Origin of the sequence: Dysosmobacter sp., assembly GCF_052306735.1 — a bacterium.
In the GTDB taxonomy this organism is placed as follows: Bacteria; Bacillota; Clostridia; order Oscillospirales; family Oscillospiraceae; genus Oscillibacter.
Genome location: NZ_DAWBAJ010000010.1, coordinates 37,805 through 58,344 on the forward strand (window position 1 = coordinate 37,805; position 20,540 = coordinate 58,344).

Genomic DNA, 20,540 nt, shown 5'->3' on the forward strand with positions numbered 1-20,540 from the left:
CGGGCTCCGGTTTGGGAAACCGGAGCCTGGGGAACATGGTTCTCCTTTTTGTTTTTTTCGCAGAGCGATTCGTTTCTTTCCAAACTTGCACCTCCCGATGATTGCCTGTTTCCCGCAGGGTCAGATACCGCTGCCGCCGTAGTTGGACAGCACCCGGGCGGAGGGATCGTCCACGTCGCAGCCCTCCCAGTTCTTGTTGGGCATCCAGAAATCCGGGATCATGCGGGCCTGGCCGGGGTAGTACTTTTCAAAGAGCTCCCGGTACAGGAGGGACTCCTTGGTAAAGGGCGGCACATAGTCATACTGACTGCACTTTTTGGCAAACTCCGCGTCGGTGTAGCAGCTCTGGGCATAGGCCTTCAGGTCGTCCACCATGGAGTGGCCCACAGCATCGGAGAAAGCGGCCTTTTCCCGATAGAGAATATCCAGAGGCAGATAGTCCCCCTCGAAGGCCCGCCGCAGCAGGTACTTGCCTTTGCCGTAGTGGTTGCGCTTTTTCTCGGGATCGATGGCCATGACATAGCGGACAAAGTCCAGATCACCGAAGGGTACCCGGGCCTCCAGGGAGTTGACGGAGATGCAGCGGTCTGCCCGCAGTACATCGTAGCAGTACAGCTCCCGGATGCGCTTTTGGGCCTCTTTCTGGAACTCGGAAGCGGAGGGAGCGAAATCCGTGTACTTGTAGCCGAAGAGCTCGTCGGAAATCTCACCGGTAAGGAGCACCCGGATATCCGTGGTCTCGTGAATGGCCTTGCACACCAGATACATGCCGATACTGGCCCGGATGGTGGTGATGTCAAAGGTACCCAGCAGTGCCACTACCGGCTCCAGGGCCCGGATGACGTCGTCCCGGTTGATGATGACCTCGGTGTGGTCGCTGCCGATGTAGTCCGCCACCTCCCGGGCGTACTTGAGGTCGATGGCATCCACATCCATACCGATGGCAAAGGTGCGGATAGGACGCTTGCACTTCTTGGCGGCGATGGCGCACACCAGGGAGGAATCCAGACCGCCGCTGAGAAGGAAGCCCACCTTGGCGTCAGATACCAGACGCTTTTCCACGCCCCGCACCAGCTTTTCCCGGATGTTGCGGCAGATGGTGTCCAGGTCATCCGTCACTACATGATCCACAGCGGTCATGTCGGCGTAACAGACAAACTGACCGTCCTTATAATAGTGGCCCGGCGGGAAGGGCATGATCTCCTTCACCAGTCCCACCAGGTTCTTGGCCTCGCTGGCAAAGACGATGACTCCGTTTTTATCATAGCCGTAAAACAGCGGACGGATGCCGATGGGATCCCGGGCGGCGATATAGCTGCCGTTCTCCTTGTCAAAGATGATGCAGGCAAACTCCGCATCCAGCATCCGGAACATATCCACTCCGTACTCCCGGTACATGGGCAGCAGCACCTCGCAGTCGGAACCGCTGACAAAGGTGTACTTCTGGGACAGCTCCTTCTTGATCCGCTCATAGCCGTAGATCTCACCGTTGCACACCACATAGCTGCCGTCCAGGGAGAACGGCTGCATGCCCTCCGGCGTCAGGCCCATGATGGCCAGACGGTGGAAGCCCATCAGCCCCATGCCCGTATCGATGATGCGGCTATCATCGGGACCTCTGGATTTGGTGCGGGAGAACCCCTCACAAAAAGCTTCGTAATCGGCGCCGCCGCCGCAATAACCCATAATGGAACACATAGTCTTTCCTCCATACGGCGTGTGCCGGCCCCCGCTTCCGGACGCCGGCTGATACACGCCTCATTTGATTGTTTATTTGATGGAACGTCACTCCACGTCCTGGAGGGCATCATATCCCTCTTCGCCGGTGCGGACCTTCACCACGTTCTCCACATCGTACACGAAGATCTTGCCGTCGCCGATGTGGCCGGTGTAGAGCACCTTTTTGGCCGTCTCGATCACGTCGCGGACAGGCACCTTGCTGACCACAATGTCCACCTGGACCTTGGGCAGCAGTGTCACCTCCACCTGAACGCCGCGGTAATACTCGGGCTTGCCCTTCTGAGCGCCGCAGCCCAGCACATGGGACACGGTCATACCGGTGATGCCCAGGCGGGTCATGGCCGCCTTCAGAGCTTCCAGACGGGACTCCTTGCAGATGATCTCCACCTTGGTGAGCTTGGGCTGTCCGGCGGGGACAAAGGACGGCTCTGCCTTGACCGGGATCGCCTCGGCCGCCGGAACGTCGCCGGTCACAACCACCGGGGACTCCGCGTCATCGTCAGCGGTGAGGGTATCGGGCATCATGGCAAAGCCCGCATAGGCCGTGAGCAGGCCGTGCTCAGAGATGTCCAGGCCCGCCAGCTCATCGGCGGCATCCGCCCGCAGGCCGATGGTATGCTTAAGGATCTGGAACACCACAGTGATGATCACCGCCACGTAAACCGCCACGGTCACCACGCCCAAAACCTGTACACCCAGGAAGTGGAAGCCGCCGCCGTAGAGAAGGCCTGCCTCTGTGGAGGCGCCGTCGGCGAACACACCGGTGAGAATGGTACCCAGGGCGCCGCACACACCGTGTACAGAGATGGCACCCACGGGATCGTCGATCTTGACCACCTTGTCGAAGAACTCAACTGCCAGCACAATAACGATGCCGAACACCACACCCATGATGGCGGCGCCCACGGCATTCACCGCGTCGCACCCGGCGGTGATGCCCACCAGGCCCGCCAGGGCAGCGTTATAAGTCATGGACACATCGGGCTTGCCATAGCGGATCCAAGTAAAGATCAAAGTCGCGCAGCAGGCCACAGCAGCAGCCATATTGGTGTTGAAGAACACCCGGCCTGCCCGGACAATGAGCTCGTCGGTATCCATCCCAACAGTGGACGCGCCGTTGAAACCGAACCAGCAGAACCACAGGATGAACACGCCCAGGGCGGCGAAGGTCAGGTTGTGGCCCAGGATGGCCCGGGGCTTTCCGTCCTTGCCGTACTTGCCAATGCGGGGGCCCAGAATGGCAGCGCCCACCAGGGCACAGATGCCGCCCACCATGTGGACTGCGGTAGACCCGGCGAAGTCATGGAAGCCCAGCTGCGCCAGCCAGCCGCCGCCCCAGATCCAATGCCCGGAGATGGGGTAGATGAACAGGGAAATGGCTGCGGAATAAATGCAGTATGCACTGAACTTGGTGCGCTCCGCCATGGCACCGGAGACGATGGTGGCGGAGGTGGCGCAGAAGACCGTCTGGAAAATGGCGAAAGCCCACAGGGGGACGCCCGCCGGAAGGATGTGGCTGTAGTCCTTCATGATGAGGGGATCCAGCCATCCGAAGGCACCGGAGCCCAGCCCAAACATCACGCCGAAGCCAAAAAGCCAAAAGCAGGGCGTACCGATGCAGAAGTCCATCAGGTTCTTCATGAGGATATTACCGGTATTTTTGGCTCTGGTAAAGCCGGCCTCGCACATGGAAAATCCTGCCTGCATGAAGAACACCAGAGCTGCTCCCAACAGCACCCAAATGGTGTTAACCGCACTGTACGTCATAGTAAAACCTCTTTTCTCCTAAAAACACACACAAAATATGAATCGCTACGTTTTCTCCCGACACAGCCCCCGGGCCTCAGCGAACGCTGAAGAGGAGGTCGCCGTAAGTGGGATACGGCCAGCAGTCGGAAGCGGTCAGCGTTTCTGCCTCATCCACGGCAGCCCGCAGAGCGCTCATGGACGGAAGCACCTCGTCCCGGATCCGGCAGGCGGTGGCAGTGACATCACTTTCCGTCTGCAGCTCAGCCATCAGCCGCTCCAGAGCTTCCGTCTGCCCGGCGATCCGATCCGTCAGGCCGGAGAGTCTGCGTACCAGGTTCTTTTCATACGCGCAGAGGAGTTCCGGATCCGCCGCTTTCTTGGCTGCGGCAGAAGCGGCCACCCGGGAGGTGTAGGTCTCCACAGCGGGCAGGATATCCCGGCGGGCCATATCCACCATGGTGAGGGCCTCAATGGTGACGGTCTTGCAGTAGTTCTCCATGGTGATCTCATAACGGGACTCCAGCTCTGCCTTGGTATAGACCTTCAGCCCGGTGAGCATATCCATGTTCTTCTGCTCCAGCAGGCAGGGCACGCAGTCCGGCGTGGTGCGCAGGTTGGCAAGTCCGCGCCGTTCCGCCTCCTCCAGCCAGGCATCGTCATAGCCGTTGCCGTTGAAGATGATACGCTTGTGATCCCGGAGGGTATCCTGGATCAGAGCGTGGATGGCACCCTCAAAGTCCTCGGCGCCCTCCAGTCGGTCGGCGAACTTCCGCAAGGTATCCGCCACGGCGCTGTTGAGCATGATGTTGGCGCAGGCAATGGAGTTGGATGAGCCCAGCATCCGGAACTCGAACTTGTTGCCCGTGAAGGCGAAGGGAGAGGTCCGGTTGCGGTCGGTGGTATCCCGGAGGAACCGGGGCAGTACGGGAACTCCCAGCTTCATGCGGGTGCGCTCCGTGCCCTGATAGGGGGCATCCGCCTCAATGGATTTGAGCACCGCGGTAAGCTCGTCGCCCAGGAAGATGGACACCACCGCGGGAGGCGCCTCGTTGGCACCCAGCCGGTGATCGTTGCCGGCGGTGGCCACTGCCGTACGCAGCAGATCCTGATAGTCGTCCACCGCCTGGATCACCGCGCACAAAAACAGCAGGAACTGGGCGTTTTCGTGGGGCGTCTCACCGGGAGAGAGGAGATTGACACCGGTGTCGGTGGACATGGACCAGTTGTTGTGCTTGCCGGAACCGTTGACGCCGGCGAAGGGCTTTTCATGCAGCAGGCACACCATCCCGTGGCGGGCAGCCACCGTCTGCATGATCTCCATGGTCAGCTGGTTGTGATCGGTGGCCAGGTTGGTGGTGGTATAAATAGGAGCCAGCTCGTGCTGGGCGGGGGCCACCTCGTTGTGCTCGGTCTTGGCCAGGATACCCAGCTTCCACAGTTCCTGATTGAGCTCCTCCATATAAGCCGCTACCCGGGGCTTGATGGTACCGAAGTAATGATCGTCCAACTCCTGTCCCTTAGGGGGACGGGCACCGAAGAGGGTGCGGCCGGTGAAAATCAGGTCGGGGCGGCGCTTGTACAACTCGGCATCCACCAGGAAATACTCCTGCTCGGGACCAACGGAAGTGCGCACGCACTTGACATCCTCATTGCCGAACAGGTGCAGAATCCGCATAGCCTGACGGTTCAGCGCCTCCATGGAGCGCAGCAGAGGCGTTTTCTTGTCCAAAGCTTCACCGCCGTAAGAGCAAAATGCCGTGGGAATGTAGAGAGTCTTTCCTTTTACAAAGGCATAGGACGTGGGATCCCAGGCGGTATAGCCCCGGGCCTCAAAGGTGGCCCGCAGGCCGCCGGAGGGGAAGGAGGAGGCATCGGGCTCGCCCTTGATGAGCTCCTTACCAGAGAACTCCAGGATCACCCGGCCGTCAGGGGCGGGGGAAATGAAGCTGTCGTGCTTTTCTGCCGTGATGCCGGTCATGGGCTGGAACCAGTGGGTAAAGTGGGTGGCACCCTTCTCCACCGCCCAGTCCTTCATGGCGGCAGCCACAGCATTTGCCACGGACAAATCCAGCTTTGTTCCCTCATCGATGGTCTTTCTCAAAGAGCGGTAGACATCGGCGGACAGGCGTGCCTTCATCACGCGGTCATCAAATACCATGCTGCCAAAATATTCCGGTATCATCATAACGATTCACCTCACGAAAAAAATAAAAAAACGGCGATGCGCCGGCAGAAGTTCCCTTCCGCGACGTCATCGTCGTTTGATGCGCTTACTATACGCCCAAGACATCCTGCCCGTCAATGGCAGATTTTCCAAAAACAAAAGCAGAGAAAAGGATTTTTTTGTCAGCCCGTTTTGTTGACAAATCGTCCTGTTTGGCTGTATTTTTTTATATAAGAACAAGGATGTTCACTCAGAGGGAGGAGTCTGCCTTTCTCTGGCTGGACATCCTTTTTTCATTCCTCCGAAAGGATGAGATACATGAAACTACTGGAAGGACAAGTGCGTATCCCCTCCGGCTGCGCCGTCTCCGCCGTCATCTCCCGGGAGGGCCGGCGCATGAGCGGCCAGGCCGTCGTTGACAGTATGAAGCCCATGCACGACCGCTCCAACGGTCTGGGCGGCGGCTTTGCCGGCTATGGCATCTACCCGGAATACCGGGACTATTTCGCCTTTCATCTCTTTTTCCAGGATCACAGTACCCGCCGGGCCTGTGAGGCGTTTTTGAAAGAGCGCTTCGACATCGTCCTGGCGGAGGAGATCCCCGTGGAAAAAATGCCTCAGATCACCGATGAGCCGTTGATCTGGCGGTACTTCGCCTCCCCCCTGCGCTCCGCCCTGCGGGCCATGCAGGTGGATGAAAAGGAGTTCGTGGTGCGCACCGTTATGCGCCTCAATACGGAGATCCCCGGGGCGTATGTGTTCTCCTGTGGCAAAAACATGGGCGTTTTCAAGGGCGTGGGCTACCCCGAAGACATCGGCAAGTTCTACCGTCTGGGCGAGTACCGGGGCTACTGCTGGACTGCCCACGGCCGCTATCCCACCAACACCCCGGGCTGGTGGGGCGGCGCCCATCCCTTCGCCCTGCTGGACTATTCCGTAGTCCATAACGGTGAGATCTCCTCCTATGACGCCAACCGCCGCTTCATCGAGATGTTCGGTTATCAGTGCACCCTCCAGACGGACACCGAAGTCCTCACTTACGTGCTGGATTATCTGCTTCGCCGCCAGAAGCTGAGCCTTTCCGAGGCGGCTGCGGTCATGGCCGCTCCCTTCTGGAGCACCATTGCCCGCCGCCCGCCGGAGGAGCGGGAGGTCTTGACGTATCTTCGCACCATGTTCCCCAGTCTGCTGGTAACAGGGCCTTTCTCCATCATCCTGGGCTTCAACGGCGGGCTCATGGCCCTCAACGACCGGCTGAAGCTGCGCAGCATGGTGGTGGGTGAAAAGGAAGACCTGGTGTACATCGCCAGCGAAGAGGCGGCCATCCGGGCCATTGCGCCGGACGCTGAAAATCTCTACTCCCCCATGGGAGGCGAACCCGTGATCGTCCGGGTAAAGGAGGGCGCATACTGATGAAAATCAATGATTTCTACCCGGAGTACGAGGTAGTCCGAAACGACAGCCGCTGTACCCGGTGCCGCATCTGTGAGCAGCAGTGCGCCAACGAGGTACACCGCTACGATGAGGCCCACCATGTGATGCTGGCCGACGAGAGCAAGTGCGTCAACTGCCAGCGCTGTGTCTCCGTCTGCCCCACCCGGGCGCTGAAGATCGTCAAAAGCGACTGCCAGCTGCGGGAAAATGCCAACTGGGACGCTGATACTGTCCGTGAGGTCTACAAACAGGCCGGCTCCGGCGGCGTACTGCTCTCCTCCATGGGAAACCCCAAGCCCCTGCCCATCTACTGGGACAAACTCCTGATCAATGCCTCCCAGGTTACCAATCCCTCCATCGACCCCTTGCGGGAGCCCATGGAGACCCGGGTTTTCCTGGGAAAAAAGCCTACGGATGTAACCCGGGATGTCTGGGGACGTCTGGACTGCACCCTGCCTCCCCAGCTGGAGCTGAGCATGCCGGTGATGTTCTCCGCCATGAGCTACGGTTCCATCAGCTACAACGCCCATGCGTGCCTGGCCCGGGCAGCAGAGGCTCTTGGCATCTGCTATAACTCCGGAGAGGGCGGCCTTCACGAGGACTTCTACCGCTATGGTGCCAACACGGTGGTACAGGTGGCCTCCGGCCGCTTCGGCGTTCACAAGGACTATCTGGAAGCCGGCGCCGCCATCGAGATCAAAATGGGCCAGGGCGCCAAGCCCGGCATCGGCGGGCACCTGCCCGGCGCCAAGATCGTGGGAGACGTGTCCCGCACCCGTATGGTGCCGGAGGGTTCCGACGCCATCTCCCCGGCTCCTCACCATGACATCTACTCCATTGAGGATCTGCGCCAGCTGGTGTGCTCCCTGAAAGAGACTACAGAATATAAGAAGCCCATCATCGTCAAGGTAGCCGCCGTCCACAACATCGCCGCTATCGCCAGCGGCATTGCCCGCAGCGGTGCCGATATCATTGCCATCGACGGCTTCCGGGGCGGTACCGGCGCGGCGCCCACCCGCATCCGGGACAACGTGGGCATCCCCATCGAACTGGCTCTGGCCGCCGTGGATCAGCGGCTGCGTGATGAGGGGATCCGCAACCAGGTCTCCATCATCGCCGGAGGCAGCATCCGCTCCTCCGCCGACGTCATCAAGGCAGTGGCTCTGGGAGCCGACGCCTGCTATGTGGCCACCGCCGCCCTGCTGGCACTGGGCTGCCACCTGTGCCGCACCTGCCAGAGCGGCAAGTGCAACTGGGGCATTGCCACCCAGCGTCCGGAACTGGTGGCCCGGCTGGATCCAGACGAGGGCAGCCAGCGGCTCATCAACCTGATGACCGCCTGGAAACATGAGATCAAGGAGTTCATGGGCGGCATGGGCATCAACTCCATCGAGGCCCTGCGGGGCAACCGTCTGATGCTCCGTGGCATTGGCCTCACAGACCGGGAGCTGCGGGTGCTGGGCGTGGCCCACGCCGGAGAATAAGCTGCGGCAGTTGATTTCCCCATTGAAAATACGCGGAGGTATGGTACTATGTTAATCGATGCATCCTCTCTTTCCTATCAGACACTCAACGAAACCGTGCGCAGTGCCGGCGGCGAATGCCGGATCGAGGGCTGCCTGGGCCAGCGCTTCATCGGCGCGGGCCTGTCAAACTGCCGCATCTCCATTGACGGCATCCCCGGCAACGCCCTGGGAGCCTATCTCAACGGTGCCTCCATCCGGGTGGATGGCAACGCCCAGGACGCTGTGGGCGACACCATGAACGCCGGAACCATCGTGGTTCACGGCAACGTAGGAGACGCAGCGGGCTATGCCATGCGGGGCGGCGCCATCTATGTCCGGGGCGATGCCGGATACCGGGCCGGTGTCCACATGAAGGCCTACGGAGACAAACTGCCGGTGATGGTCATCGGCGGACGCACCGGAAGCTTTCTGGGTGAGTATCAGGCCGGCGGCATCATCGTGGTGCTGGGGCTTCACACCAGCCGGCGCCCCATTGTGGGAAATTTCCCCTGCACCGGGATGCACGGCGGGAAAGTTTTCCTCCGCTCCGCCTGTGAGGATGTGATCTTCCCCAGCCAGGTGACCGCCCGTCCGGCCACACCGGAAGACCTGGAAGAGATCCGGCCGGAGCTGGAGGAGTTCGGACGCCTCTTCGGGGAAAATCCGGAGGAGCTTCTGGACGCTCCGTTTACGGTGGTCACACCGGATTCCAGCACCCCTTACCGGCAGATGTATGTTGCAAATTGATAAACAGAAAGCAGGTAGCGCCATGAAGTACACAGCCCAAGAGGTCATACAGTACGTGGAGGAGGAGAACGTGAAGTTCATCCGCCTGGCGTTCTGCGACGTCTACGGACGGCAGAAGAATATCTCCATCATGCCTGGGGAACTCCGGCGGGCTTTCACCAGCGGCATGGCCTTTGACGCCTCGGCCATCGCCGGCTTTGGCGGCGAAGTGCGCTCGGATCTGTTCCTAAGACCGGATCCCTCCACGCTCTCAGAGCTGCCCTGGCGGCCGGAAAACGGCAAGGTGGTACGCATGTTCTGCGACATCACCCGGCCGGACGGCTCTGTGTTCGAAGCCGATACCCGCCATGTCCTCAAGACCGCTGTGGCGGATGCCCGGGCGGCGGGGTTTGCATTTTCTTTTGGTGCGGAAATGGAATTCTACCTTTTCAAAACAGACGAAAACGGCGAACCCACCAGTGAACCCTACGATCACGCGGGTTATATGGACATCGCTCCTGCTGACAGAGGGGAGAACGTACGCCGGGAGGTCTGCCTCACGCTGGAGCAGATGGGAATCCGCCCGGAGAGCTCCCACCATGAGGAGGGACCCGGTCAAAACGAGATTGATTTCCGCTACTCTGATCCCCTGACTGCGGCTGACAATGCGGTCACCTTCCGCTCTGTGGTACAGACCATTGCCGCCCGCAGCGGCCTCTGGGCGGACTTCTCTCCCAAGCCCCTCACCGGCGCTCCGGGGAGCGGACTGCACATCAATCTGTCCGTCCACAGCGGCACCGGCGCCGAGCCCATGTCCGCCGTCATCGCGGGGCTGTTGGAACACGCCTATGACATGACTGCGTTTCTCAACCCCTGCCCGGAATCCTACCTTCGCCTTGGCAGCAGCAAGGCCCCCGGCTATATCACCTGGTCGTCTCAGAACCGCTCCCAGCTGATCCGCGTCCCCGCTGCCGAGGGGGAGTATCGCCGGGTGGAACTGCGCTCCCCAGACCCCACCGCCAATCCCTATATTGCCTTTGCCCTGCTGATCTACGCCGGACTGGACGGCATCCGCCGGAACCGGCTGCTTCCCCCCAGTGCGGACTTTAATCTGTACGAGGCATCGCCGGAGCTGTTGGCGACCTTCCGCCGCCTGCCTATCTCTTTGGATGAGGCCCGGGAAGCTGCCGCTGCCAGTGGCTTTATCCGGGAGCATCTGCCGTCTGTGATCCTGTCAGCTTACAGCAAAGCCTGAGAGCCGTTTTCAGCCTCTGACCGGAAGGAGGGAGCCCATGGTATTCCAAGAACGCACATACAGTGTCCTCCTGGTATCCGCGGGGGAGAAGTTTGCCCAGACGGTCATGGGACTACTGCCTCCCTCTCTCTACTGGCCGGTGACGGTGGTAAAAAGCACCGGGGAGGCACGCCGGGCCATGATGGGCAAGCAGTACGACATGGTGCTCATCAATGCGCCGCTGCCTGACGACTTCGGCGTGCAGCTGGCCATTGACGTGTGTGCCCGCAGCGATGCCGTGGCGCTTCTGTTTGTGCGCAACGAGCTCTTTCAGGAGGTCTATGACAAGGTGACGGAGCACGGGGTTCTCACCCTCTCCAAACCCACCTCCACCCAGATGGTCACGCACTCGCTGCAGGTCCTCTGTGCCGTCCGGGAACGGCTGCGGCGTCTGGGCGAAAAGCAGGCCTCTGTGGATGAAAAGATCCAGGAGATCCGTCTGGTAAACCGGGCCAAGTGGACGCTGATCCAGTGTCTGGGCATGTCCGAGGAGGAAGCCCACCGCTACATCGAAAAGCAGGCCATGGATAACCGGATCTCCCGGCGGGAGGTGGCCAAGCGGGTGTTGACCACCTACAATGCCGATCCCCAGCCCTGAACGCAGCCCCTGCGACCGGGTTTTGCCATGTCAGAGATTTCTGCTTTTTAACGCGAAAAAATGAGGGAACACACAAAAGTGTTTCCTCGTTTTTTCATAGATCCCCTGCGGTTAGCTTCCCGGTCAACCCAGGGGGATCTTGGCCTCCCCCAGAGGAAATCGTCCGCCCGGGACAGGTCCGCGGGGTATCGAAGGCATGGAACCCGAACCAGAGGCCATGCTCCTCCCACATCCTGTACTTGTTTGCCGCCTGATTCTTTGTATCGGTGATCTCGTCCGTTGGTATCCGCTCCTTCCCACGGTACCGTTCACTGATAAAACGATACCCCCTGCACATCTGTCAGCGGGAGAAAAAACCGCCGGGAAATAATCCCGGCGGTTTTGACGGTATTGGGTTTTCAGCCCTCTTCGGCGATCTTACGACCCATGAGCACACCCATGATGGAGGCCATCATGAGGCCTCGGGTCCAGCCGGAGCTGTCACCCAGGCAGTGGAGGCCCTGGAGGCTGGTGTTGAAATCGGTGTCCATTTTCACCCGGTTGGAGTAGAACTTCAGCTCAGGAGAATACAGCAGGGTCTCCTGGGCAGCAAAGCCCGGCACCACATAGTCCATGGCCTGGATGAAGTTGATGATATTGGTCATAGCCCGGTAAGGCATGGCAGCGGTAATGTCGCCGGCCACAGCGTCCGGCAGGGTGGGCCGCAGGTTGGACTGGGACAGCTCCTTCTGCCAGGTGCGCTTGCCGTCCAGGATGTCCCCGAACCGCTGCACCAGAATCTGCCCGTTGGCCAGCATGTTGGTGAGCTCACCCACCTTCTGGGCGTAAGCAATGGGCTGGTTGAAGGGGATGGAGAAGTTGTGGGAGCAGAGGATGGAGAGATTGGTGTTATCGCTCTTGAGATCCTTGTAGGAGTGGCCGTTCACCACCGCCAGGTCGTTGTCGTAGTTCTCCTGGCTGACAAAGCCGCCGGGATTCTGGCAGAAGGTGCGGACCTTGTTCTTGAAGGGCTTGGGATAGCCCACCAGCTTGGACTCGTAGAGCACCCGGTTGACGGTCTCCATGACCTCGTTGCGCACCTCCACCCGGACGCCGATATCCACGGTGCCGGGAGCGTGGGCGATGCCGTGCTCGGCGCACAGCTTCTCCAGCCAGTCGGCACCCCGGCGGCCGGTGGCCACCACGGTATGCTTGGCATAGATCTCCAGATCGGTCTTGCCGTTGGAGACGGCCACACCCTTGCACACATCATTTTCCAGGATGATGTTGCTGCACTCGTAGCCAAAATACATCTCCACGCCGTTTTCCTGGAGGTAGCGCTCAATGGCCAGGTAAATGGCCTGGGCCTTCTCGGTGCCCATGTGGCGGATGGGGCAATCCACCAGCTTGAGGCCCGCCTGGATAGCCCGCTTGCGGATCTCCTTGCGCTCCTCCTCATGCTCCAGGCCCTCGATGTGGGTGTCGGCACCGAACTCCAGGTAGATCTGGTCGGCATAGTTGATGGTCTCCTGGGCCAGCTCCGGTCCGATGAGGTTGGGCAGATCGCCGCCCACCTCATAACTCAAAGACAGCTTGCCGTCGGAGAACGCACCGGCACCGGAGAACCCGGTGGTAATGTGGCAGTAGGGCTTGCAGTTCATGCACTTGCGGGTCTTGTCCTTAGGGCAGTGGCGTTTTTCCACAGGCTGGCCCTTTTCCACCATGATAATCTTCTGATGGCTGCCTTTCTTGATCATCTCCAGGGCGGTAAAAATTCCGGCAGGGCCGGCACCGACGATCACAACATCTGCATTCATTGTTTGATTCTCCTTATGTTCAGCTTACTTGGCCGATAATTCCACCGCATGGCGCACCAGGGAAAGAGGCGGCACTGCCTGCGGGAGCTTCATATGAAATACCATTTGCGGGGTCCGGGGCTCCTGCAGCGGCTCCCCGGTCTCGTCCGTCATCTCCGGCACAGTCATGGCAAAGGGACGGGTATCCGGGCCCACCACCTCCACCGTGTCGCCGGTGCGGAATTTGTTGCGCAGGGACAGCGTGGCATTGCCCTCTTTGTCACACGCCGTCACAAGGGCCACCACCTGCCACTCCCGCAGATAGCGGGAGGTAGCGTAGTACTGCCCCGGCTGGCCGTAATAGAATCCGGTGGCATAGGGCCGGTGGCTCACATGCTCCACCTCGTCCCGCCAGACAGGATCCACAGGCCGCCCGGCGGCGGCATCGTCCAGGCAATGGCGGTAGGCGCCGGTGACGATGGCCGCGTAGTAGGCGGATTTGGCCCGCCCCTCAATCTTCAAGCTGGAGAGCCCCACGTCAATGAGATCTCCCAGATGATCGATCATGCACATGTCCCGGGAGTTCATGATATAAGTGCCCTGTTCATCCTCAAATACCGGGAAATACTCTCCGGGACGTTTTTCCTCCATCAGGGCGTACTGGTAGCGGCAGGGCTGGGCACAGGCCCCCCGGCTGGAATCCCGACCGGTCATATAGTTGGAGAGGAGGCACCGTCCCGAATAGCTGACACACATGGCGCCATGGACGAAGGCCTCGATCTCCAGCTCCGCCGGAGTCTTCTCCCGGATGGTGCGGATCTCCTCCAGGCTCACCTCCCGGGCCAGAATCACCCGGGTAGCCCCCAGATCATACCAGGCCCGGGCAGTCTCATAGTTGCAGATACTGGCCTGGGTGGAAATGTGCCGCTGGCAGCGGGGGGCATACTTTCCGGCCAGGGTAAAGGCTCCCAGATCCGCCACGATGAGGGCGTCCACTCCCGCGTCGCTCAGCAGCTCCAGATGTTCCGGCAGTGCCGCCACCTCGTCGTTGCGCGGCATGGTGTTGACGGTGCAGTGCACCCGGACGCCCCGCTCATGGGCATAGGCAACAGCCCGACGCAATTCCTCCGAGGTGAAATTCCCGGCAAAAGCCCGCATGCCGAAGCTGGTGCCCGCCAGATACACGGCATCCGCCCCGTAGGCCACGGCCATTTTCAACCGCTCCATGTCTCCTGCCGGAGCCAGAAGCTCCGGCTTGTTTCGTTTATCCTGCATAGTCTCCACTGTTCAAGAACGCGTTGTGTTCCGCCAGGGTGGAGGAGAAGTGATGCTTCCCATCCTTGCCCAGCGCATAGTAATAGTAGTCGGTATCTGCCGGATTCAGTGCGGCGTCAATGGCCGCAGTGCCGGGATTGGCGATGGGCGTAGGCGGCAGCCCCTTATAGAGATAGAGGTTGTAGGGAGAATCTGTCTCCTTGTCAGCGTTGGTGATGGCGCCCTCATGATCCGGCAGGGCATAGAGCAGCGACGCGTCGATCTGCAGCAGTCCGGCAGTCTCATAGGAGGGGTTGTTCAAACGGTTGTAAATCACGGAGGCGATGGTAGCCTGGTCTGTACCGTCCGTCTCTTTCTCGATGAGGGAGGCAATGGTGATGATCTCCTGCAGGCTGTATTCGGAAGACTCCACCTCATCCACACGCTCCTGGGTCATCTTGTCGGCAAAGTTGGCCAGCAGACGGTTCAACGCGGAGGACGCCTTCTCCGGTACATAGAAATCATAGGTGTCCGGGAAGAGGTATCCCTCCAGGCGGCTGATATCCTGGGAGTCGTTGTCAATGAAATCGTAATCAAAGGTAGCCGTCTGGGCCGCCTCCGTCAGCTCTTCCTCCGTCGCCACACCGTTTTTGGCCAGCAGGGCAATGGTCTGCTGTACGGTGTAGCCCTCGGGAATGGTGATACGCACGGTATTGTCGGAATTCAGGTTGCCGGAGGAGCTGTGCATCCCCACGATCAACGCGCGGTAGTCCATATCCGTGTTGAGCTCATAGGTGCCGATGCCCACCTTTTCATCCGCGTTGGCCACGAAGGCAAACAGGCGGAAGAACCACTTGTACTTGATGAGGCCAGCATCCTGCAGCTTATCGGCAATGTCACCCATATCGTCGTCGGCAGACACCTCCACCGTGACCTGCGTGATGGGGCCGCTGTTGAAGGCGCAGAGATCGCAGATCAAAAGCCAGCCCACACCCGCCAGAATGGCGGAGATAATCAAAACCACCAGAATATACACCACAGGATTGATCCGCCGGCGCCGGCGCTTCCGGGCGTGGCGGTGCTCCTCCTGCTGGCTGCGGCGCACCTGCTGGGCGTCCCAGCTGGCGGTATCGCCTTTTTTGAATTCATCCATTTTCATATACCTCCATGTGATGCCGGTTCATGTCTCGTTTCGTGCCTCCAGCGGCCCGATTCATCCCATTTTCCCGCCGACCGGGCTTTTTTTCCGGTGGTCAGGCTCCCTGCGGGCATCCGGCGCATAGAATGGTCTCAAAGCGAGGTGACAACAATGTGCTTTAACAACGGAAACAACAACTGTTCCTGCCTGTGGCTCATCCTCATCGTCATCGTCCTGTGCTGCTGCTGCGGCGGCTCCTGGGGCGGCAGCAACTGCAGCGGGAACTGCGGCTGCGGCGGAAGCTGCGGCTGCAACGACAACTGCAACTCCTGCTGCTAAAGGCACATGGGGGACGCGCCGGCGTCCCCTTTTGCCCCTTTTGCAAAAGGACGTGCCTTACAGGATCGGCTCCACGGCTGCCAATACCTGGTCATGGATCTCCTCCATGCTCCGGGGCTCTTCCCCGCAGGCGCAGGAAATCACCGTCCAGCCGCAAAGGCGGGCCACCTCACCGGCATTTTCCCGGCACTGGCGCAGATACGCCACATCCTGTTCGTGGATGTCCGCATGGGTACCGGTGGCCTTCTCCCGGCGGCGCATCATCCTCTGGGCAATCTCTGTGGGCATATCCAGATAGATCACCAGATCCGGCTTTGGAAGTTCCAGCAGCCGGTATTCCAAATCAAAGAGCCAGTCCAGGTAGGCCTTCCGCTCCTCCGGCGGAAGCTTGGATGCCTGATGCACGGCGTTGGACGTGGTATAGCGGTCCGCCACTACCACACCGCCGGCGGTATAAAAGCCGCCCCAGTCCTGCTTAAAAGAGGCATAGCGGTCCATCGCATAGAACATGGACGCCGCATAGGCGTTCACATCCCCGGGATGGCTGCCCAGCTTTCCGTCCAGGTACTCCTGCACCATAGCGGCGGAGGGCTTTCCGTACCGGGGAAAGTCGATCTCTCTCCAGGGGATCCCCCGCGCTGCCAGGGACTTGCATAAAAGCCCTGCCTGGGTAGCTTTTCCGGAACCGTCGGTTCCTTCCAATACAATCAGTTTTCCACTCATCTGTGCCGTTTCTCCTGTTTCACATGCACCAAAAACAGCGGCAGCTTCATCATACGGCCGATGCGGCGGGGTTCCTTGCACAGGCGGTAGAACCACTCCAGTCCGTGATTGGACCAGAACTTGGGAGCCCGGGCCACCACACCGGCGAAGACATCCAGGCTGCCGCCCAGGCCGCACAGCAGATGCGCTCCTGTGGCAGAGCCGTTCTTTGCCATCCAAAGCTCCTGCTTGGGAGCGCCCAGGCACACAAACACCACATCCGCGCCGCTTTGACGGATGGCCTCCACCACCGGTCCGTCCTCTTTGAAGTACCCATCGTGGGTACCGGCGATCCGCAGCCCCGGATAGCGCTGGGTCAACCGCTGTCCGGCCAGCTCCGCCACGCCGGGTTTGGCCCCCAGCAGATAAAGGGACTTGCCCTGCTGGGCCATTTTACCCATCAACCCGGCAGCAAATTCAATACCGGGCGTTTTCTCTTTCAACGGCGTTCCCAGCATGGCCGCGCCCTTGACGACGCCGACACCGTCCGGCAGCACCAGATCCGCACCATTTACGGCATCTCTGGCGGCGGGGTTCTCCCGGCAGACCTCCACGATCTCCGGATTGGGAGTCACCACATAATGGGTGCCCTCCCCGCATACCAGCTCCATCCCCCGGGCCACAGCCTCATCCAAAGTCAGATTGTCAAAGCCGACGCCCAGTACGTCCACACGCATGGAATCACCTCATTCACATACTCATACATTGTAGGATTATAACACAAGGCCATCTCTTTGTCCAATCCCAAAACTGTCCCGGCATCATGCTCCTCCGGAATCAGCATTTTCCCGGAGCGGTCTTCGGGGTTTTGTGGCGCTCCGGAAGCTGGGCCATCACAACAGCCACCAGCATCAGCACGCAGCCGAAATACTCCTTGCCGCTCATGCGCTCTCCCAAAATCACCGCCCCTGCCAGAGCACCGAACACAGACTCCAGGCTCAGCAGAAGGGACACCACCGTGGGGTTGGATCCCTTCTGGGCCAGGATCTGGAGGGTATATCCCACAGCGCTGGAAAACACGCCCACATACAGCACCTGGGGCAGGCACGCCGTCAGCCCCTCCCAGCTGGGGGACTCAAAAAAGAGCATCCCCAGGGCGCTCCAGGCGGCCGCCACATAGAACTGGATGCAGGAAAGGGCGATTCCGTCCGTCCGCTGGGTGAAATAGTCGATCACCAGAATGTGGACCGTAAAGCAGAACGCGCAGATTAGCACGAAGAAGTCCCCGGCAGTGATGCTGAATCCCTCTTTGACGCAGATGCAGTACAAGCCCACCACGGCCACCGCCACGCTCAGCCACACCAGGGGCCGAACCCGCTTGTGGAAGAACAGCCCACAGATCGGCACCAGCACGATATAAAGAGCGGTAATAAAGCTGGCTTTGCCGGCGGAAGTCCCGCTGATGCCCAGCTGCTGGAAGTTGGATGCCACTGCCAGCGCCGTACCGCAGCACACGCCGCCGATCAGCAGCATCCGGCGGCTGCCGGGGGTCTGCGGCACACTGGTATCGGCTGCCTTGCGGCGAAACGCCCACACCACCACCGTCAGCGCCAAAGCCGCGATGATAGACCGGGCGGCATTGAAGGTAAAGGGCTCCAGGTACTCTGCCCCCACACTCTGGGCCACGAAGGCAGTGCCCCAGATCAGCGCGGCCAATACCGGAAATACGTTTTGACGGATCCGTTCCATAACTCTTGCTCCCTGCTTTGTTCCATGGTATACTTTTTGGAAGATTTCCGCCGTCTGAACCTCTTTGCCAGACGGCAACAACAAGCTATTATTGTAGCACTGAGGTGACGAAATGGCAAGGCTTTCCCGGGATTTCTACCTGGGCGATACGGTAAAAATCACCCAGGCTCTGCTGGGCAAATATCTGGTCCGCCGTCTGGGGGAAAACACACTGGTGTGCCGCATCACCGAGGCGGAGGCCTATGTGGGCCGGTGCGACAAGGCCTGCCACGCCTACGGCGGCCGCCGGACGGAACGGACGGAGGTCATGTTCGGCCCGCCGGGTCACGCGTATATCTATCTCATCTACGGGATGCATCACTGTCTGAATCTGGTGACCGAGCCGGAGGGAGAACCCTCGGCGGTGCTGATCCGGGGCGGAGAGCCTGTTTGGGGGGAAGTGGAAATGCGCCGGGCACGCTTCGGCTCACCGGGCAACCCAATGACGGCTTATCAGAAAAAGAACTTTCTCAACGGGCCGGGGAAACTCTGTCAAGCCCTGTCCCTGACCCGGGCGGAGAATGGGCTGGATCTTACCGGGGACACGCTGTTTGTCTGCGAGAGCCCCTTGGATCTGGGCCTTCCCGCTCTCGCCCCGGCACGGGAGCGGATTTGCTGCGGCCCCCGGATCGGGGTGGACTACGCAGAAGAGGCCAGGGAGTTTCCCTGGCGCTTCTGGCTGGAAAAGGAGGGGTAAGCCTTGTTGTTTTTCGATCTGGATGGAACCCTCATCGACTCCAACAGTGTCTGGAAAGAGGTTGACCGCACATTTTTGGAACGCCGGGGCCTCCCCTACACCAAGGAGTATTACCAGGGAGTGGCCCACACCATCTTCCCCCTGGCTGCCAAATTCACCAAGGAGTTCTGCCATCTGCCGGAGTCCTGCGAGGAGATCATGGCGGAGTGGATGGACCTTTCCAAGGACGCTTACGCCCATGTAACGGTAAAGCCCGGCGTCCGGGCGTACCTGAAACAGTGCAAGGCGGAAGGGCGCCGCATGGCGGTGGTGACCTCCAGCATCCCCGTCCACTGCAATACGGCGCTGGAGCACCTGGATCTTGCCAAGTACTTTGAGCGCATCACCTTTGCCCAGTCCCTGGGGCTGGAGAAAAAAGGGCCGGAGATCTGGCTCCGGGCAGCGGCGGACGCCGGCGTGGAACCGGAGACATGCACCATGTTTGATGACAGCATTGCCGCCTGCCGGGGAGCCCGGCTGGCCCGGATGCGGACGGTGGGGGTTTACGACAGCTTCTTCGCCGCCGACGAACGGGAGATGCGCAGCTTCTGCGATGTGTACATCAAGAGCTTCGAGGAACTTTTGTACCTCCCCGTCCAAAAGGAGCGCCGCACATGACAGGCGATTCCATGGCTGCCGCCCTGCTGCTGACCCGGCAGGCGGAAACCCCTTTGTCAGAGATTCAATTTCACGCACAGACCGCCGCGGGGCTGGATCTTTCCGAGCTGGAACTGCGCCAGGCCTTCTTTCAATCCTGTCGCTTTTCAGACTGCGATCTCAGCTGCGCCGCATTCTATGGCTGCCGGTTTACGGACTGCCTCTTTGAGCGCTGCCGCTTTGGCCGCAGCTACTGGCAGGACACAATCCTATCGGGCTGCAAAGCCGACGGCGGGGATTTCCGCAAAGCCCGCCTGAAGCGCTGCACCCTGGAGGGGACACTGCTGCGCTACGCCAACTTCACCGCTTCCACCTGGGACCGCACCTCTCTGACGGGATGCAGTCTCCGGGAAGCCATCCTGGCAGAGGCTCACATCACCCGCACTCTCTTCCATGACGCGGATCTTACCGGAGCCAGCTTCTTCCACACGCCCCTGGCGGGCACGGATCTCTCCGGCTGTACCTTGGACGGGCTCGTTCTCTCCCAAACCTGCGGAGAGCTCAAGGGGGCCGTGATTTCCGCCGCCCAAGCCGCCGTAGTGGCCCGGATTTTGGGCATTCAGGTGATTTGAAGCCTCTCAAATGCCCCATTGAGCCATTGAATCAGGAAATTCCGAAGAATTTCCTGATTTTTCTTGCCATTTTTTCTAAAATATGATAGAGTTCTTTCAGTCGCCTTTGGCGGCTGTTTTTATGAGAGCGGACACGCTTTCAAATTCCATTCAAAGGATCTGAAACGTTTGGATAACCAGAAGATGTATGAGCAGCTGGGCATCAGCCGGGCTGTCTATGAATACGGCGAGGCCGTGCTGCGGGATCTGCGGCAGCGGTTCGACGCCATCGACGCCGTGGCGGAGTACAACCAGAGCAAGGTCATTTACGCCATGCAGAAAAACCGGGTGAACGCCACCCACTTTGCCGCCACCACCGGCTACGGCTAC

At 60.1% G+C, this 20,540-nt stretch carries 19 protein-coding genes; 10 read left to right on the top strand and 9 right to left on the bottom strand.

The features are described 5' to 3' along the window. Nucleotides 1-120: 120 nt before the first annotated feature. From asnB to ACT67G_RS04440, 3 genes are all read right to left on the bottom strand, one after another. Nucleotides 121-1,698: an asparagine synthase B gene (gene asnB, locus ACT67G_RS04430; RefSeq protein ID WP_443663145.1), complete on the bottom strand. Its 1,578-nt coding sequence runs from the start codon at nucleotides 1,696-1,698 to the stop codon at nucleotides 121-123. 87 nt (nucleotides 1,699-1,785) lie between these two features. Beyond that, nucleotides 1,786-3,507 (bottom strand): ammonium transporter, encoded by a 1,722-nt coding sequence (locus ACT67G_RS04435; RefSeq protein ID WP_325247506.1) that lies wholly within the window; start codon nucleotides 3,505-3,507, stop codon nucleotides 1,786-1,788. A gap of 76 nt (nucleotides 3,508-3,583) precedes the next feature. Beyond that, nucleotides 3,584-5,674 carry a glutamine synthetase III family protein gene (locus tag ACT67G_RS04440; RefSeq protein ID WP_443663147.1) on the bottom strand — a complete coding sequence of 697 codons (2,091 nt, stop codon included), beginning with the start codon at nucleotides 5,672-5,674 and terminating at the stop codon, nucleotides 3,584-3,586. Between the two features lie 297 nt (nucleotides 5,675-5,971). On the opposite strand from ACT67G_RS04440, the gene ACT67G_RS04445 reads away from it, so the two are divergent. The 5 genes from ACT67G_RS04445 to ACT67G_RS04465 are packed head-to-tail and all read left to right on the top strand — an operon-like array spanning nucleotide 5,972 to nucleotide 11,210. Then, nucleotides 5,972-7,066 carry a class II glutamine amidotransferase gene (locus ACT67G_RS04445; RefSeq protein ID WP_325247737.1) on the top strand — a complete coding sequence of 365 codons (1,095 nt, stop codon included), beginning with the start codon at nucleotides 5,972-5,974 and terminating at the stop codon, nucleotides 7,064-7,066. Next, nucleotides 7,066-8,571 carry a glutamate synthase-related protein gene (locus tag ACT67G_RS04450; protein WP_325247738.1) on the top strand — a complete coding sequence of 502 codons (1,506 nt, stop codon included), beginning with the start codon at nucleotides 7,066-7,068 and terminating at the stop codon, nucleotides 8,569-8,571. The genes ACT67G_RS04445 and ACT67G_RS04450 overlap by 1 nt, the downstream gene beginning before the upstream one ends. A gap of 48 nt (nucleotides 8,572-8,619) precedes the next feature. After that, the gene (locus tag ACT67G_RS04455) at nucleotides 8,620-9,339 is read left to right on the top strand and encodes a glutamate synthase (protein ID WP_325247739.1); all 720 of its coding nucleotides are present in this window, start codon (nucleotides 8,620-8,622) and stop codon (nucleotides 9,337-9,339) included. Nucleotides 9,340-9,361: 22 nt separating this feature from the next. Then, nucleotides 9,362-10,573: a glutamine synthetase family protein gene (locus ACT67G_RS04460; protein ID WP_443663150.1), complete on the top strand. Its 1,212-nt coding sequence runs from the start codon at nucleotides 9,362-9,364 to the stop codon at nucleotides 10,571-10,573. A gap of 37 nt (nucleotides 10,574-10,610) precedes the next feature. Further along, nucleotides 10,611-11,210 carry an ANTAR domain-containing response regulator gene (locus ACT67G_RS04465; protein ID WP_325247741.1) on the top strand — a complete coding sequence of 200 codons (600 nt, stop codon included), beginning with the start codon at nucleotides 10,611-10,613 and terminating at the stop codon, nucleotides 11,208-11,210. 398 nt (nucleotides 11,211-11,608) lie between these two features. Here the strand turns inward: ACT67G_RS04465 and ACT67G_RS04470 are convergent, their stop codons facing one another. Genes ACT67G_RS04470 through mltG form a run of 3 tightly spaced genes read right to left on the bottom strand, consistent with a single transcriptional unit; the run spans nucleotide 11,609 to nucleotide 15,392 of the window. Further along, nucleotides 11,609-13,006 carry an NAD(P)/FAD-dependent oxidoreductase gene (locus tag ACT67G_RS04470; protein ID WP_325247374.1) on the bottom strand — a complete coding sequence of 466 codons (1,398 nt, stop codon included), beginning with the start codon at nucleotides 13,004-13,006 and terminating at the stop codon, nucleotides 11,609-11,611. Between the two features lie 24 nt (nucleotides 13,007-13,030). Next, complete coding sequence (locus ACT67G_RS04475; RefSeq protein ID WP_443663153.1) at nucleotides 13,031-14,260, bottom strand: peptidase U32 family protein; 1,230 nt, start codon at nucleotides 14,258-14,260, stop codon at nucleotides 13,031-13,033. Further along, complete coding sequence (gene mltG, locus ACT67G_RS04480) at nucleotides 14,250-15,392, bottom strand: endolytic transglycosylase MltG (protein ID WP_325247376.1); 1,143 nt, start codon at nucleotides 15,390-15,392, stop codon at nucleotides 14,250-14,252. The genes ACT67G_RS04475 and mltG overlap by 11 nt, the downstream gene beginning before the upstream one ends. Nucleotides 15,393-15,548: 156 nt before the next feature. Between mltG and ACT67G_RS04485 the strand changes: the two genes are divergently transcribed. Beyond that, nucleotides 15,549-15,716: a hypothetical protein gene (locus ACT67G_RS04485; RefSeq protein WP_443663155.1), complete on the top strand. Its 168-nt coding sequence runs from the start codon at nucleotides 15,549-15,551 to the stop codon at nucleotides 15,714-15,716. 57 nt (nucleotides 15,717-15,773) lie between these two features. Here the strand turns inward: ACT67G_RS04485 and ACT67G_RS04490 are convergent, their stop codons facing one another. From ACT67G_RS04490 to ACT67G_RS04500, 3 genes are all read right to left on the bottom strand, one after another. Then, the gene (locus ACT67G_RS04490; RefSeq protein WP_443663157.1) at nucleotides 15,774-16,439 is read right to left on the bottom strand and encodes a dTMP kinase; all 666 of its coding nucleotides are present in this window, start codon (nucleotides 16,437-16,439) and stop codon (nucleotides 15,774-15,776) included. After that, nucleotides 16,436-17,155 carry a WecB/TagA/CpsF family glycosyltransferase gene (locus ACT67G_RS04495; protein ID WP_443663158.1) on the bottom strand — a complete coding sequence of 240 codons (720 nt, stop codon included), beginning with the start codon at nucleotides 17,153-17,155 and terminating at the stop codon, nucleotides 16,436-16,438. Before ACT67G_RS04495 ends, ACT67G_RS04490 begins: the two co-directional genes overlap by 4 nt. A gap of 100 nt (nucleotides 17,156-17,255) precedes the next feature. After that, complete coding sequence (locus ACT67G_RS04500; RefSeq protein ID WP_325247380.1) at nucleotides 17,256-18,167, bottom strand: DMT family transporter; 912 nt, start codon at nucleotides 18,165-18,167, stop codon at nucleotides 17,256-17,258. A 112-nt stretch (nucleotides 18,168-18,279) separates the two neighbouring features. Between ACT67G_RS04500 and ACT67G_RS04505 the strand changes: the two genes are divergently transcribed. The 4 genes from ACT67G_RS04505 to ACT67G_RS04520 all read left to right on the top strand — a co-directional run. Further along, nucleotides 18,280-18,903 carry a DNA-3-methyladenine glycosylase gene (locus ACT67G_RS04505; protein WP_326215577.1) on the top strand — a complete coding sequence of 208 codons (624 nt, stop codon included), beginning with the start codon at nucleotides 18,280-18,282 and terminating at the stop codon, nucleotides 18,901-18,903. Between the two features lie 3 nt (nucleotides 18,904-18,906). Next, nucleotides 18,907-19,560: an HAD family hydrolase gene (locus ACT67G_RS04510; RefSeq protein WP_443663160.1), complete on the top strand. Its 654-nt coding sequence runs from the start codon at nucleotides 18,907-18,909 to the stop codon at nucleotides 19,558-19,560. Then, nucleotides 19,557-20,171: a pentapeptide repeat-containing protein gene (locus ACT67G_RS04515; protein ID WP_443663162.1), complete on the top strand. Its 615-nt coding sequence runs from the start codon at nucleotides 19,557-19,559 to the stop codon at nucleotides 20,169-20,171. Before ACT67G_RS04510 ends, ACT67G_RS04515 begins: the two co-directional genes overlap by 4 nt. Nucleotides 20,172-20,339: 168 nt before the next feature. After that, the coding region (locus ACT67G_RS04520; RefSeq protein WP_443663163.1) for a methionine gamma-lyase family protein at nucleotides 20,340-20,540 on the top strand (201 nt) is incomplete at its 3' end.

Bases quoted from the DNA above. Each gene is read 5' to 3' on its own strand.
- asnB (WP_443663145.1), bottom strand. From the start codon at position 1,698: ATGTGTTCCATTATGGGTTATTGCGGCGGCGGCGCCGATTACGAAGCT.
- ACT67G_RS04435 (WP_325247506.1), bottom strand. From the start codon at position 3,507: ATGACGTACAGTGCGGTTAACACCATTTGGGTGCTGTTGGGAGCAGCT.
- ACT67G_RS04440 (WP_443663147.1), bottom strand. From the start codon at position 5,674: ATGATGATACCGGAATATTTTGGCAGCATGGTATTTGATGACCGCGTG.
- ACT67G_RS04445 (WP_325247737.1), top strand. From the start codon at position 5,972: ATGAAACTACTGGAAGGACAAGTGCGTATCCCCTCCGGCTGCGCCGTC.
- ACT67G_RS04450 (WP_325247738.1), top strand. From the start codon at position 7,066: ATGAAAATCAATGATTTCTACCCGGAGTACGAGGTAGTCCGAAACGAC.
- ACT67G_RS04455 (WP_325247739.1), top strand. From the start codon at position 8,620: ATGTTAATCGATGCATCCTCTCTTTCCTATCAGACACTCAACGAAACC.
- ACT67G_RS04460 (WP_443663150.1), top strand. From the start codon at position 9,362: ATGAAGTACACAGCCCAAGAGGTCATACAGTACGTGGAGGAGGAGAAC.
- ACT67G_RS04465 (WP_325247741.1), top strand. From the start codon at position 10,611: ATGGTATTCCAAGAACGCACATACAGTGTCCTCCTGGTATCCGCGGGG.
- ACT67G_RS04470 (WP_325247374.1), bottom strand. From the start codon at position 13,006: ATGAATGCAGATGTTGTGATCGTCGGTGCCGGCCCTGCCGGAATTTTT.
- ACT67G_RS04475 (WP_443663153.1), bottom strand. From the start codon at position 14,260: ATGCAGGATAAACGAAACAAGCCGGAGCTTCTGGCTCCGGCAGGAGAC.
- mltG (WP_325247376.1), bottom strand. From the start codon at position 15,392: ATGGATGAATTCAAAAAAGGCGATACCGCCAGCTGGGACGCCCAGCAG.
- ACT67G_RS04485 (WP_443663155.1), top strand. From the start codon at position 15,549: ATGTGCTTTAACAACGGAAACAACAACTGTTCCTGCCTGTGGCTCATC.
- ACT67G_RS04490 (WP_443663157.1), bottom strand. From the start codon at position 16,439: ATGAGTGGAAAACTGATTGTATTGGAAGGAACCGACGGTTCCGGAAAA.
- ACT67G_RS04495 (WP_443663158.1), bottom strand. From the start codon at position 17,155: ATGCGTGTGGACGTACTGGGCGTCGGCTTTGACAATCTGACTTTGGAT.
- ACT67G_RS04500 (WP_325247380.1), bottom strand. From the start codon at position 18,167: ATGGAACGGATCCGTCAAAACGTATTTCCGGTATTGGCCGCGCTGATC.
- ACT67G_RS04505 (WP_326215577.1), top strand. From the start codon at position 18,280: ATGGCAAGGCTTTCCCGGGATTTCTACCTGGGCGATACGGTAAAAATC.
- ACT67G_RS04515 (WP_443663162.1), top strand. From the start codon at position 19,557: ATGACAGGCGATTCCATGGCTGCCGCCCTGCTGCTGACCCGGCAGGCG.